This is a genomic window from Microbacterium sp. SORGH_AS_0888, from assembly GCF_030818905.1.
GTDB lineage: Bacteria > Actinomycetota > Actinomycetes > Actinomycetales > Microbacteriaceae > Microbacterium.
In genome coordinates this window covers 3184636-3198290 of the sequence record NZ_JAUTAZ010000001.1, presented here as the reverse complement: position 1 = coordinate 3198290, position 13655 = coordinate 3184636, and the positions used below count along the sequence as shown (strand labels likewise).

General features: G+C 61.0%; 13 protein-coding genes and 1 pseudogene. 7 read left to right on the top strand and 7 right to left on the bottom strand.

The window, feature by feature from the left end:
- Window positions 1-326: 326 nt before the first annotated feature.
- The 5 genes and pseudogenes from acs to QE381_RS15590 all read left to right on the top strand — a co-directional run bounded on the left by acs (window position 327) and on the right by QE381_RS15590 (window position 6272).
- Window positions 327-2301, top strand: a pseudogene (acs, locus tag QE381_RS15610) (acetate--CoA ligase).
- Window positions 2302-2451: 150 nt separating this feature from the next.
- The gene (locus QE381_RS15605; protein WP_307219626.1) at window positions 2452-3249 is read left to right on the top strand and encodes a GIY-YIG nuclease family protein; all 798 of its coding nucleotides are present in this window, start codon (window positions 2452-2454) and stop codon (window positions 3247-3249) included.
- 127 nt (window positions 3250-3376) lie between these two features.
- Window positions 3377-4075, top strand: coding sequence for a hypothetical protein (locus tag QE381_RS15600; RefSeq protein WP_307219624.1), 699 nt, complete (start codon window positions 3377-3379; stop codon window positions 4073-4075).
- A 68-nt stretch (window positions 4076-4143) separates the two neighbouring features.
- Window positions 4144-5175: an adenine-specific methyltransferase EcoRI family protein gene (locus QE381_RS15595; protein ID WP_307219622.1), complete on the top strand. Its 1032-nt coding sequence runs from the start codon at window positions 4144-4146 to the stop codon at window positions 5173-5175.
- Window positions 5172-6272 carry a DUF262 domain-containing protein gene (locus tag QE381_RS15590; protein ID WP_307219621.1) on the top strand — a complete coding sequence of 367 codons (1101 nt, stop codon included), beginning with the start codon at window positions 5172-5174 and terminating at the stop codon, window positions 6270-6272. The genes QE381_RS15595 and QE381_RS15590 overlap by 4 nt, the downstream gene beginning before the upstream one ends.
- Before the next feature lie 27 nt (window positions 6273-6299).
- Here QE381_RS15590 and QE381_RS15585 read toward each other — a convergent pair whose 3' ends face one another.
- Together QE381_RS15585 and QE381_RS15580 are read right to left on the bottom strand one after the other, a co-directional pair.
- Complete coding sequence (locus QE381_RS15585) at window positions 6300-7073, bottom strand: hypothetical protein (RefSeq protein ID WP_307219619.1); 774 nt, start codon at window positions 7071-7073, stop codon at window positions 6300-6302.
- Window positions 7074-7163: 90 nt separating this feature from the next.
- Window positions 7164-9005 (bottom strand): hypothetical protein, encoded by a 1842-nt coding sequence (locus tag QE381_RS15580; protein ID WP_307219617.1) that lies wholly within the window; start codon window positions 9003-9005, stop codon window positions 7164-7166.
- Between the two features lie 87 nt (window positions 9006-9092).
- Between QE381_RS15580 and QE381_RS15575 the strand changes: the two genes are divergently transcribed.
- Window positions 9093-9617: a hypothetical protein gene (locus QE381_RS15575; RefSeq protein ID WP_307219615.1), complete on the top strand. Its 525-nt coding sequence runs from the start codon at window positions 9093-9095 to the stop codon at window positions 9615-9617.
- 211 nt (window positions 9618-9828) lie between these two features.
- Here the strand turns inward: QE381_RS15575 and QE381_RS15570 are convergent, their stop codons facing one another.
- On the bottom strand, window positions 9829-10101 hold the full coding sequence (locus QE381_RS15570) for a hypothetical protein (RefSeq protein ID WP_307219613.1): 273 nt from the start codon (window positions 10099-10101) through the stop codon (window positions 9829-9831).
- 450 nt (window positions 10102-10551) lie between these two features.
- Here QE381_RS15570 and QE381_RS15565 point away from each other — a divergent pair, with 450 nt between their 5' ends.
- Complete coding sequence (locus tag QE381_RS15565) at window positions 10552-11103, top strand: hypothetical protein (RefSeq protein ID WP_307219611.1); 552 nt, start codon at window positions 10552-10554, stop codon at window positions 11101-11103.
- Between the two features lie 142 nt (window positions 11104-11245).
- Here QE381_RS15565 and QE381_RS15560 read toward each other — a convergent pair whose 3' ends face one another.
- From QE381_RS15560 to QE381_RS15545, 4 genes are all read right to left on the bottom strand, one after another.
- Window positions 11246-11683 carry a hypothetical protein gene (locus tag QE381_RS15560; protein WP_307219609.1) on the bottom strand — a complete coding sequence of 146 codons (438 nt, stop codon included), beginning with the start codon at window positions 11681-11683 and terminating at the stop codon, window positions 11246-11248.
- 72 nt (window positions 11684-11755) lie between these two features.
- The gene (locus QE381_RS15555) at window positions 11756-12295 is read right to left on the bottom strand and encodes a hypothetical protein (RefSeq protein ID WP_307219608.1); all 540 of its coding nucleotides are present in this window, start codon (window positions 12293-12295) and stop codon (window positions 11756-11758) included.
- A 69-nt stretch (window positions 12296-12364) separates the two neighbouring features.
- A complete protein-coding gene (locus QE381_RS15550; protein ID WP_307219606.1) occupies window positions 12365-12652 on the bottom strand; it encodes a hypothetical protein in 288 nt (95 codons plus the stop codon).
- Window positions 12653-12677: 25 nt separating this feature from the next.
- Window positions 12678-13307: a hypothetical protein gene (locus tag QE381_RS15545; protein WP_307219605.1), complete on the bottom strand. Its 630-nt coding sequence runs from the start codon at window positions 13305-13307 to the stop codon at window positions 12678-12680.
- Between the last annotated feature and the right edge of the window lie 348 nt (window positions 13308-13655).

Sequence of the window (13655 nt, the reverse complement as noted above, 5' to 3'; positions counted from 1 at the left end):
CCCCCGACCACCGGGGAGCCGGCCCGAGGCGCATCTGTGCACACTCGGCGCGGGAGACGGCGCTGGGGATAAGAGAGGAGTGGGCGGCACCCTGGATGGGGGTTCAGGATGCCGCCCTCGCGGGCCTCGCAGTTGGGGGTGGCGAGGCAACACGAATCCCGAACACAGATCGGGACACAGAGAGCATACGGGACGCGGACGACCGCGGCGACCGTGCGGACCACCGACTATCGGAGGTAGTCGGTGTCGGCGCGCCTGGGTACAGTGACCGAGCGCGGAGCGTCCCGCGCCCCGCCGGAGACCGGCCATCGCAAAGGAGCGTGCACATGAGCAGTCAGATCGATCACCTGCTGAACGAGAGCCGCCGGTTCGCCCCGGACCCGGACTTCGCCGCTCACGCCGTCGCGGACGCGAAGCTCTACGCCGAGGCCGGCGCCGACCGCGAGGCCTTCTGGGCGCGCCAGGCCGAGCAGCTGCACTGGCACACGCCGTTCACGCAGATCCTGGACTGGACGAATCCGCCGTTCGCGACATGGTTCGCCGACGGCGAGCTCAACGTCGCCTACAACTGCCTCGACCGCCACGTCGAGGCGGGCCACGGCGATCGTGTCGCGCTGCTGTGGGAGGGCGAGCCCGGCGACCAGCGGCGGATCACGTACGCCGAGCTGACCGACGAGGTGCGCCGGGTCGCCAATGTGCTCACCGACCTCGGCATCGGCCCGGGCGACCGCGTCGCGATCTACCTTCCGATGATCCCCGAGGCCGTGGCGGCGATGCTCGCCGTCGCGCGGCTCGGCGCCATCCACTCGGTCGTGTTCGGCGGGTTCTCCGCCGACAGCCTTCGCGCCCGCATCGACGACGCCGGCGCGAAGCTCGTGATCACCGCCGACGGGGGCTACCGCAAGGGCAAGGTCTCCGCGCTCAAGCCCGCTGTCGACCAGGCGCTCGGCGACCGCGGCACGGGCGTGCAGGAGACGGTCGAGCACGTTCTCGTCGTGCGCCGCGGCGGCAACGACGTCGACTGGACTCCCGGGCGCGACCTCTGGTGGCACGAGGTCGTGCCCTCGGCATCCTCCGAGCACGAGGCGCAGGCGTTCCCCGCGGAGAACCCGCTGTTCGTGCTCTACACCTCGGGGACGACCGGCAAGCCGAAGGGCATCGTCCACACCTCCGGCGGCTATCTCGCGCAGGCCGCCTTCACGCATCGGAACGTGTTCGATCTGCACCCCGAGTCCGACGTGTACTGGTGCACGGCCGACATCGGCTGGATCACGGGGCATAGCTACGTCGTCTACGGCCCGCTCGCCAACGGGGCGACCCAGGTGCTCTACGAGGGCACCCCGGACGCGCCGCACCCGGGCCGGTGGTGGGAGGTCATCCAGAAGTACGGCGTGACGATCTTCTACACCGCCCCCACGGCGATCCGCTCCTTCATGAAGATCGGCCGGCAGGTCCCGCAGGAGTTCGACCTGTCGAGGCCTGCGGGTTCTGGGGTCGGTGGGTGAGCCCATCAACCCCGAGGCGTGGATGTGGTACCGCGAGGTGATCGGGGCCGGCACCGCACCGATCGTCGACACGTGGTGGCAGACCGAGACGGGCGCCATCATGATCTCCGCGCTTCCGGGCGTGACCGAGACCAAGCCGGGCAGCGCGCAGGTGCCGCTTCCGGGCATCTCGATCGACGTGGTCGACGAGTCGGGCGCACGCGTGGGGAACGGGAACGGCGGACTCCTGGTCGTGACGGAGCCGTGGCCCAGCATGCTCCGCGGCATCTGGGGCGACCCCGAGCGCTTCGTCGAGACCTACTGGGAACGCTTCTCCGACCAGGGCTTCTACTTCGCCGGCGACGGCGCTCGCCTCGATGAGGATGGCGACATCTGGCTCCTCGGCCGCGTCGACGACGTCATGAACGTGTCGGGCCACCGGCTGTCCACGGCCGAGATCGAGTCCGCGCTCGTCGGCAACCCGGCCGTCGCCGAGGCGGCCGTCGTGGGCGCGAACGACGAGACGACGGGCCAGGCGGTGGTCGCTTTTGTATGTATCAAGAGTTCCTATGCTTCGAAGCACGAAGAGTTGACGGGTCTCGTCGACGAGTTGCGGTCGTGGGTCGCGCAGCAAATCGGTGCAATCGCACGTCCCCGTGACGTGTACCTCGTCACCGAGCTGCCGAAAACGCGATCCGGCAAGATCATGAGGCGGTTGCTTCGCGACGTTGCGGAGGGTCGCGAGGTCGGCGACACGACGACGCTGGCGGACACGATGGTCATGAGCACGATCAAGGGTCAGGTCACGGGCAAGTAGTCCCGCTTCGACGGGCACCGGACCGCCTGAGGTGCGGCGCCGGTGCCCGTCCTCCTGTCAGAGCTAGTCGATACGCTCGCGGGAAGAGGGGGACGTGTTATGACACTTCATTGCGCAATAGAAGCTGCGCTGAGCGAGGCGGGTCGCGCGATGACTACAGCGGAGCTGGCAGAGCGCGTCAACACCGGTGGTCTGTACAAGAAACGTGACGGCTCACCCGTGACGCCGTTTCAGATTCACGGCAGGACGCGAAAGTATCCTCAACTTTTCTCAAGGGCGGGAAGCACCATCAGTTTGGCCCGATGGGGTGATTCTTCCAATCCGGCGAGCATCGACGAGCCCTCCCGGACTGTGCCCGATACAGCCGTTCGTTCCATCACCCCCTCCCCTGCGGTCGCTTCGGACGTCCAAGCGAGTCTCTTGAACGACGAAGCGTTCCGGCCTGCTGGCAGCATCGACCCTGAGGTGCCGGACCGTCCGGGCTTGTACGCGATCAAGGTTCGCGACCGGGCGGCGCTCCCCCAACCCTTCTGCAACTTGCTCGACAGCCGGGACAGCGACCTGATTTACGTCGGCATTGCGAGTACCAGCCTGCGCAAGCGTTTCCTCGGACAGGAGTTGCGTGCGCGGGGACATGGGACCTTCTTTCGAAGCATCGGTGCAGTCCTCGGCTTCCGGCCGCCCTCGGGCAGCCTGGTGGGCATGGCCAACAGCAGGAACTACACCTTTGCCGCGCAGGACAACGGCGCGATCATCGACTGGATCAACGCGAACCTCATCGTCAACTGGATCGAGTTCGCGGGTGCGCACGCAGTGGAAGAGTCTGCTCTCCTCCGCGCACACACCCCTTTGCTGAACCTCCAGGGCAACCCAGCAGCTTTGCCCCTGCTGAAGGCGCTCCGAGCCGAGTGTGTGCGTATCGCTAACGCGGGAGCGACCACTGTCTGACGCTCGACCTCAATGCCCAATGGGGTGCGCCTGACTCACAGCTTTCAAGGCCCAATCAGATCGTCAGGTCCGGCGTGGCTGTCCCGCGGAGCTTGCCCTGGCATAGAACGACTGCCACAGTCATGATGTGCAGCCGCCTGTCATCGCAGCGTTCATCACCTCTGGTGTCACGCTCCTCTCGGTGGTCATCGCCGCACTGACACTTCGGCGGCAGTTCATCAAAGACCGGGATGAGCGGCGCCAAGCCAGCGAAGCTCGAACGACGGAAGCGAACAAGCAGGCGCGGCTGACCAAGGAAGCCACGGACGCGCGAACGTTGGCTGACCAGCAACGAGTCGAAGCCATTGAGCGCACGGAGCGCCACCGCGCAGAAGACGCCGACCGCCGTGAGCGCGCTCGGGCCTACTCTGACTTTCTCGTGGCTGAGAGCGCTAGGTCGGACGCCTTCGACCGCTATGCGACGATTCGGAATGAACTGAAGCAGACGCCGTTTAAGAAGGACACGCCGGAGGAGGAGGCGCGCGTGAGGGAGATTCACAAGCGCCTGGAGGTGGCGAGCGGCGAGATTGATCGCGCCCGGCACGCGGCATGGGCTCCTCTCGCTGCAATGCGCCTCGTTGCCACTGACGATGTGCTTCGCGCAGCTGACGAGTACGACAAAGCCCTGGCCGCAAGCAACCCCCGCCGAGTCAGGATGGCTCCGGTGCGGCTGGAGTTCGGAGAGAAAAAAGGCGTTGATCGAAGCGTTCGTAGCCGCCGCCCGAGCGGACCTGGGTCGCGCGCCAGTGCAGGCGGAAGCTCTGGTCAGTGTCGACGAACCCAGTGAGCCTGACGAGGAGCGGGAAAGTGGCCAAGGCGAAGGCCAACGTCGGTGACCCCCAGTAGTCTCGAAGGATGGCGAAGAACAGCAATCTGGTGGCCGCGCGCGCGGCGAAGGCAGACGAGTTCTATACGCAACTCAGCGACATTGAGCGCGAGCTGAAGCACTACCGGAAGCACTTCAGGGGCAAGACGGTCTACCTCAACTGTGACGATCCTCGTCTCAGCAACTTCTTCCACTACTTCAGCTACAACTTCGAGGCTCTCGGTCTTAAGAAGCTCATCGCAGCGTGCTACAAGAGCCAGGCAGTTGATCAGTTCAGTGCCGAGGACAGCGAGCAGGCGATCTGGTTGGAGTACGAAGGAGACAAGAACGGTAGCGGGGTCCCCGACCTCAATGAAGTCGGGGTCAAGCAGTTCGAGGGCGACGGCGACTTCAGGAGCGCCGAGAGCATCGCGCTCCTGCAAGAGGCAGACATTGTTGTCACCAACCCTCCGTTTTCCCTGTTCCGCGAGTATGTGGCTCAGCTCATGGAGTACGACAAGAAGTTCGTCATCATCGGCCCCACCAACGCCATCACCTACAAAGAGCTGTTTCCCCTGTTCAAGGAGAATCGAATCTGGCTCGGGAACGGCTTCCAGGCGGGGAACGCCTACTTCGCCACCGCGCACTCGGGCGACGAGTATGCGAAGGGCGTCTACGACGAGCAAACCGGCCTGGTGAAGTTCCGCAACGTCAGCTGGTTCACGAACCTCGACATTGCGAAGCGTCACGAGGAGCTGATCCTTTGGAAGCCGTACGACCCTGAGATTTACCCCCACTACGACAACTACGACGCCATTGAGGTCAGCCGCCTTAAGGACATTCCGGCGGACTGGGATGGTGCCATGGGCGTGCCGATCACGTTCATGGACAGCTACAACCCTGACCAGTTCGAGATTCTTGGTATAACCGATCGAGACAACAACTCTGGCCTGAAGACGAAGGAGTACACGCGAGCAGAGGTGCCCAATGCAGGGGACCTGAACCGCCGTGGGGCGCTGCTCGTGGACGGCAAGCTTAAGTCCACCTTCGCGAGGCTCCTCGTCAGAAAGAAGCAACCGTGAAGATAACTCCCCTGCAGCTGACGGCCGCTCAGCTCACCGAAGGCTTCGAAGATAGCGCTGAGTTGGGGGCGAGAGCCTACGGAGGCAAGCTCGACATTAGGCCTCCGTACCAGCGGGAGTTCGTCTACACGGGCAAGCAACGCCAGGCCGTTATCGAGACGGCTTCGAAGGACTTCCCACTCAACGTCATGTACTGGGCTGTCAACGGAGAAGATGACTTCGAGGTGATCGACGGACAGCAGCGCACCATCTCGCTCTGCCAGTACATGGACGGCGAGTTCGCGCTCTCCCTCTTTGGCAAGCCTGAGCAGCGGTACTTCCACAACCTTCAGCCAGACGAGAAGGAGCGCCTGCGTAACTACAAGGTAACCGTCTACCTGTGCGAGGGAACACCCAGCGAGAAGCTGGACTGGTTCAAGGTCATCAACACCGCAGGCGAGAAGCTCACGGACCAAGAACTCCTGAACGCCATCTACGCAGGGCCTTGGGTTACCGACGCTAAGCGCTACTTCAGCAAGACCGGCTGTCCGGCCTACCAACTGGGGTCTGACTACGTATCGGGTGCTCCGATCCGTCAGGACTACCTGGAGAAGGTCATCAAGTGGGTCAACGATGGCGATGTGGAGGGCTACATGGGCCTCCACCAGAACGACGCCAACGCCGCACCCCTCTGGCAGTACTTCCAGAGCGTCATCGCCTGGGTGAAGGCCGTTTTCCCCAACTACCGAAGCACCATGAAGAGCGTGAAGTGGGGAGCGCTCTATAACGAGTTCAAAGATGCTCCACTGAACTCGGTAGAGCTGGAAGAGCGCGTGAGCGACCTCGTCAAGGACGATGAGGTGCAGAAGAAGCCGGGCATTTACCCCTACCTGCTCACGGGCGACGAACGTCACCTGGGTCTGCGTGCCTTTTCAGAGAACCAGAAGCGAGCGCAGTTCGAGAAGCAGAAGGGCGCGTGCCCTGTCTGCGGAAAGACGTTCAGCTACGAGGAGATGGCCGGCGATCACATCGTGCCTTGGAGCAAGGGCGGCAAGACAGTCCCCGAAAACCTTCAGATGCTCTGTTCCTTCGACAACAACTCGAAGGGCAATAAGTAGCCGCACATCGCTCAGTCCAGACCAGGACTAATGCGCTTGACCTCCGCGTAGAGTCCCCGAAGCGCAGCATCGGACATGTCGATGATCGGCTCGTACATGAACGAGTTGACATGGATGTTTTCGGGCGTCATGAGCACAACACCGTCTAGCGTGTTCCTCGACTCCACCGTGCCTAGCCCGCGGTTCTTGAACCGCTGGAACAGCGCCAAGCGAGCGCAGTTCGACAACTGCGTAGCTCGCTGACCTAATGCGCTTGACCTCCGCGTAGAGTCCCCGAAGCGCAGCATCGGACATGTCGATGATCGGCTCGTACATGAACGAGTTGACATGGATGTTTTCGGGCGTCATGAGCACAACACCGTCTAGCGTGTTCCTCGACTCCACCGTGCCTAGCCCGCGGTTCTTGAACCGCTGGAACAGCGCCTGAGTCTGATTGCCAGTGATGCTGTCCGTAAACGGCGGGTCTGCAATCTCCGCAACCATGTAGCTCTCCGAAAGGAGTCGCGTGGCGATTGAAAGCACGATCTTGTTCTCGAAGTTGACCCCTTCGTCCGCCTGAACGGCCATGTCGGCTTGCTCGATGAGGAGGTCCAGCACTGGCTCGGTGGGCGCGCCCCATGCTTCGTTCTCAAAGCCCCGAAATGTGTCGATGAAGATCCGGTCGAGCTCAGCGTTTGTGATGGAACGCGAGTCCTGCTTCCAGTGGAGGAGCGAGGTGAGCTTCATGTAGTCGGGGTCGTCTGTCCCCTTGGTGTACTCGAGGATGTTGCGAACGAACGGGATAGAGGCGATCCGCTCCATACCGTTGGTGAAGAAGTGCTTCTTGAATCCGTGAATGAACGGATTGTTGATGTGCTCAGCCTTGCTGAGGACGACCTTCGTCTCGCCCTTCTAGGAGAGGAGGTCCAGCACTGGCTCGGTGGGCGCGCCCCATGCTTCGTTCTCAAAGCCCCGAAATGTGTCGATGAAGATCCGGTCGAGCTCAGCGTTTGTGATGGAACGCGAGTCCTGCTTCCAGTGGAGGAGCGAGGTGAGCTTCATGTAGTCGGGGTCGTCTGTCCCCTTGGTGTACTCGAGGATGTTGCGAACGAACGGGATAGAGGCGATCCGCTCCATACCGTTGGTGAAGAAGTGCTTCTTGAATCCGTGAATGAACGGATTGTTGATGTGCTCAGCCTTGCTGAGGACGACCTTCGTCTCGCCCTTCTGCGCCATGAAGCTGCGGTTGTAGCTCACTACTCGCCGACTGTTCAGAGTTCGGAAGAAGTCGAAGTTGTGCGTAAGCAGGATCAGCTTGAAGTTAGTGTGGTCGGCCATCTCCTTGAGGTACTGGATGATGGCGTACTTGTTCTTGTAGTCGAAGGAGTCCGCAAGGTCATCGATTACGAATAAGGTTTCACGACCAGCAGCTTTGCGAGCCTCCATTTCGAAGAGCACGTTGAGGATATACAGCGCCTTCTTCTCGCCGTTGCTGAGCACCTCAAGCAGATCGTCACGCTCGACCCCACGGGAGTCAGAGCCGTCCTCAAAGCGGAAAACGAGCTTCAACATGGAGTCTTGACCCAGCATGACCCGGTGCTTGTTCTCCGCGCTGAGCCGAAACGGGACGAAGAAGCGGTCGTTGAAGATCTTGATTACGTTTTCCCACTGCGTGCTCTCGGCGGCGGCTTGTCGCTCAATGTCCTTCCGCCGGACTTCAGTGTCCTTGAAGCACTTCACTGCGTGCTGAAAGAGCGATTCGTGGGTCTTGAAGTAGGACTTCCACACCGCCTGATGAAACTGGTCAACGTTGACCAGGAACGGAAGCAGTTCCTCGTGCTCCGCGATGAACTCGAAGAACTTCTGAGTGTCTACGTTCTTTTGGAGAGCTTTCTCAACGAGGTCCAGCTTCTTCTTGAGAGCCGGGTCGTCGGTGATCCGCGACTTCTCTTCCTCGATGATCGCTTCGAGTTCCTCGTGGTTGCTGACGCTACGCGGAACATCCTCTCCGTGCAGAAGCAAGGTGTGGCTAGCCGCGAAGAAGCCGCTGTCGCCAAGGCTCTTGGTCACCTTGCTTGCGCTGTAGAAGTCGAAGGAGTTGCGGCTGAAGAACGAAGACTCGTCCAGCAGCTCGTTCAGGCGCGTGACGTACTGCGCGAGGGCGCTCTGCACGGCGGGCGTCCGGAGCATAGTCACGACCCGCTCAGCGAAGAGAAGCTCGTAAGGCAGGTCAGCGAAGGGTGCGTCTTCCTGTTGTTCGACCTCATAGCTCACGCGAACTAGAGCATCGAAGAACTTGTCGTCCTGCTGCATGAACACTTGGGAGATTGCGGCAGGTACGTCCAGCTTCGGTCCAACCTGCTCACGAAGTGCAGCAACAAGGCTTTCCCGCGCGGCGAACAAGTCGACCTGCAGGCTCTCGTACTCCTTCCGGAGGTCGGCGTTGACCAGGAGAGTGGAGGTCGACTCGGACGGGCCAAGCTCCTCGTCGTAGGAGAGAACGACAACGACGTCTTGCGGGTCGAGTTCGCTACCGGCCTCGTCTGTGACGCTTCGCACGGTCTCACGCGTCGGAAACATGTGGTCCGTGGTCTCGACCTCGTTCGACAGGTCCGCAAGGGTTCGAGCGAAGGAGGTCTTCATCGTGCCGTTGGGTGCGTAGATCGCGACGGCGTTGCCCTTCGCGAAGTTGAAGCTCGCGTCAAGCTCCCGAATGCCGTGGCAGTTTTTCAGGGCGATGTTGAGCTTCTCCATCCTCCAAACCTAGTTGGCGGGACCCCTCCGCGCCGAGAGGCCTTCGATGCTCTCGCGGTCCAGCGGCAGGTTCGCCAAGATGTAGTCATGGCCGACGAGGACGAAGCAAGCACTTCCGGAGACAGCACTAGCGAGGCGGTCTCACCGCGGAAGTTCGAGGCCCTCAAGAAGCTGGCTACGAAGGACTTCGCGCGCTTTGCTGTAGCTGTTCAGCATGTGAGTTCAGAGGTGCAGATCAAGCTCATAGAACAACTGCCGGAGTTCCGGAAGCTGGCGTCAGACGCGCTCGACGCGAACGACAAAGCGTTCCAGTCGATCCTCAACTCGAACGACGCGAGCGAGCAAGGGCTCCGCGAGGCACACAAACAGTGGCGAGACTCGCTGGCGGGGCTTCTCAAGAATCCGGACCTGACGCTGGAGCAACAACTACTGATCACGGCTGAGATTGGCAAGAGCGTGGAGATGGAGTCCAAGAAGGACTCCGAGAGCAAGGCCTTCAAGCTTTCCATGTTCAACAAGGTGGGCCTGCTCACAGTGGCTACGGTGGGCGTGATCGTGCTCGGCCTGGCCGGAGGCAAGCTCATGCTGGACGGCGAGGCTCCGGAGGCGTGAGGCGCTCCACCCGCAACGCCCCGCCTAGTCGTGCTCAGCGGCGTAACGCGGCATCGCCACTGCGGCCGCCCACGCGCTTCGACTGCGTCCATCGGGTGGAGACATCCTGGACAGTTCGGCACGCTCATGGACTCTTCGCGAGCTTGGCGACGTTCCCTCTGGCGCTGTAGGTCGTCCATCGCCGGAGCCTACCCGCCCCCTGGCGCCCAGTTCAGGCAGTAGTGCGAACGTCGCCGTGGGTGCGGGCCCACTCGTTGAAGTACGAGACAGCTTGCTCCTCTGACTTGAAGTTGCTCTTGTCGAAGAAGATCAAGCGACGTGTCGACGCATCCCGGGCCCCGAGGAGGTAGAGCCCCTCCCGGAACTGGAGGGACGCTCGGGTATTGCCGTTCGCGTCCAGCAGAGGCTTGAACATGCCTTCCCCCGGGATATGCGTCCAGTGAAGCTCCGCATCTACCGTGGTGTCGTTAGCGCCATCGGTCATCTCGCCGCCCTGTGGGGCGTGACACTGTTGATGGCTTCGGGAACGCGCGCCGTGTTCATGGGAATGACGCTAATCGGACAGTGGAGAGTGTCAATGTGTTCTCGCAGACGTCTTGAACTCTTCGCATCAGCGAGAGCGACGTTCTTCTTTGGGGGCGCGCGACCTCCGGCGAGCCTCCGGAGCCGATGGGCGACGAGCGCTCATCGGGGAACGTGTCGCACTTCGCTGCGCGGCGTTCTCCCGTTCGATGAAGCGCGGTGACGCGACGATGCGTCGGGGTCGAGTTAGGCGTCCAGATCGCCTCCTACGGCGTCTCAACCACGGCTACGCGTTGCCCGTCGCGGCCTGCTTGCGCTCTCGCGTCGGTGTCGTCGCAACCCGTTAACGTGCCCATCCACGCGGGCCTCGTCACGGTGGCGCGGCACATACCGCGTTCACGATGGGGAAGACATGATGCGGTATTCGAGGATCACACTCACATTGACGATGGCGGTTACGGCGGCGGCGTTATTGAGCGGTTGCGTAACCGCGGAGGCCGCTTCACCGGATACGAAGAACACTCCTCTGCCGACAGTTTCGGGGACGATCAAGCCGCGTACGCCGACTGCTACGCCTACCCCTCCTCCCGTCGTCACTGAGGAACCGACACCGGAACCAACTAGTGACGTGCCGCCGCCGTGGTCGTGGCTACAGATCGATGGAACGTGGTGTGGGGCGAGCGGAACGTGCCAAACCATCGAGGGTGCATCGTTCGACGTTCTCGATGAGCGATGGATCATTCAACAGGACGACGTGGTTGACGGGTGCTTCACCGGACACAGCTTCAATCGGCAGTATCCGGGGATGGGGTTCATGTACTGCCCCGCAGAGGTTGCGACGCCGTTCCACGTGTTCAGCTCCGATGTCGCGAGGGCAGAGCAGACGGTGATGAACGATGACGAGGCGCGTGAGCGGATCTGGTTCTTCCAAGGCATGGGCGCGGAGACGTGGTTTAGGCAGTGAGCGTGAGCTTCCAGCCATAGGTATGGCCGCGCGCTCCTCGCAAAAGAAGAGAGGCCATGAGTTTCAAACTCATGGCCTCTCTTCGTGTTTCCACGGCGGTTTGGACTCGTACATCAGTACGGTCGAGCACTAGCTCATCCTCTCAGTCGCTCACCGAAACGACTCTCGCGCGGTGCTCGTCGTATTCGCGGCGAACCGTGCCCGCGGGGGCGGAAGAGATACTCAGCGTGTGCTTCGTCCATGCCGCACGGTCTTGTTCTTCGGGGAGAGCCACGTCGAGCTTGTGACGAAGGATCGAGAGGTTCCGGTCAAAGGGATGGTCGATAATTACGGCGAACCGACGCGACGTCCCCTCTGGAGACTTCCCAAGGATCTCGCGCGCTCCGATGGCGAGAATCTCAAGCTGCATCGCGAGCATCTCTGGGTCCCTCGACAGTCTGGGTACCTCAAAGTAGGTCGCACCGCGCCAGAATGGATCGTCCTCACAGTTGCGGTCATAGTGATCGCGCATCCATTCCTGTAGACGAGTCTCAGCACGTTTGCGCGGGTCTCCGGAACATCTCCTGCTCTTGTTACTCATGGTTCTTCCTTCCAGTGGGCGTTAGTGATCGGGTCAATGCAGCGGTCGAGGCATGCAGTGGTAGCGAAGGGCTCATGCTGCCGCACCCTTAATATCCTCAACAGTGGGGCAATGGTCGAAATGCCGGTAGCGGAACCCATCAGCGCGAAACTCGTGGAGGTCGGCTGGGTCACCAGTTTCGCCGCAGAGGATCGCCTGAAGCAGCGACAGAAGCGATGGGGCTAACCCCGGAGCACTCCTGGAAGTTTCCAGCGCTTGCGCCAGTTCCAAACTGTTTTTCAGCACGATCGGAACCCACACTGCGCGAGCGTCCATTTCTATTCCCAGCTCCCAGTGGGTGCCGTTCCACCCAATTCCACGTAGCCAGATCAGGCCTCCGAAGGTCTCCATGAGACTCTGAGCAACGACGGTAATCTCACGGTTGATGATGGCGAACTGCTGTTGGTCGAAGTGCTCGCGCCATAGCTCCCCGAAGCTGGTGAGCATGTCGGACGCGACCTGTGCAGCCTCCTTTTGCCACGCCACCTCGATGAGGTGATGGCGGTTGATCGAGCCTCTGCGGTTGCTCGGGTTCTTTCGACTACGACTGTGGTTCTTGTTCTTCTTGGACATTTCGTTACCTTTCGGTTCTTGATCGGGAGCCAGTGGGGCGGAGATGTGCCCCCGCCCCACTGGCGGGTTCTACTTGGGTGTCGCGAGGTAGGTGAGACTGTTGATCCGCCTACTCGCCTTGTCATGTTTGAACGTGAGGTAGTCACGTTCCTCCTCAACCTTGTCGGTGATGAGTTCTCGGATAGCGTTGTCGTGTTGAATCTGTGCGATGTACTCCTCTGGAATATCTTCGGTAAGCGGCAGTTCTTCGGGGGCGGATTCGAGGATCATCCCCCAGAGGTGGTCATAGAGGGAGTCGATCTTGGAGTCTTCTCCTAGCACGTACTGCACCCCGTGAGCGCTGGTGAAGTCGCGCAAGGCTTCACCCAATTGGTCGTATAGCTCACGCCACCGCTGAGAGCGCTTCACCGCTTTTGATGGCCTCGTTTGCCGCCTTGTTCAGCGCGGCCTGCTCACGACGGTTCTTCGCCTCGTCCTTGCCCTTCTGGATGAGGGTGTCGAGCATGTCGATGGTGGCCTGCTCGACACCGCTCACCGGCACGCCGTTACTCACTACGGTCTTGCCGATCTTGACGGTGCCTGTGGTCACGGCCTGCTTCACCTTCTCCGGCGACATTCCGCCGGTGAGGAAGCGAACCGAGTCAATGTCGAACTCCGTCACCGGCCCGCTCAGACGGCGCACGATCTTGACTCGTCGAGCTTCGTACACACCACGCGCACGACGGTTCAGATCCTCAAGGAGCGCATTCACTTCGCGTAGGTCGTCATCCTCTTCGTCAACCTCGAAGTTGGACTCCTCGTCCTTCCAAGCCGCAACCTGTGCGGCATAGGCCACGGGGCTCAACTGCGCCAGCATCTGACGGTTCTTCTGAAGCTGGACCTGCGCGGAGGCAGGTCGCTCAAAACTCCAAGTGAGCTTCGTCGGGTCGTTCGGGAAGAGCTTGAAGAGCGGCACCTCGGAGACGGAGTTGATAGATGCGGCGGTGATGTTGTCGTTGATCTGCGTGTTCATGATTGTTCCAATCTTTCGATTTGCTTTTGACTTTCGGGAAGTTGTTATCCCGACATGAATGAGATTGACATATTGGTAAAGGCCGCGCAAGTCCATAAACGAGCAAACTGTGCGATCAATCTCGTCCTATACGCATTAAGCCGCGGAATTACGCTGTTTAACTGATCTTTGGAAAGAAAAAGAAATTTTGAGTTATCGGCGTGTCGCGATTGTCAACTTCCTTCTGACCGTCAGTTACGGCTTAGTCAGCCGTCCTTGAACGCGCGCGGAGTATACGAAGAAAGACAGCCTCGCGCCGACTTATGGCGCCAGGCTGTCTTTCCGATTGTTCGAGTTTCGACTCCAGTT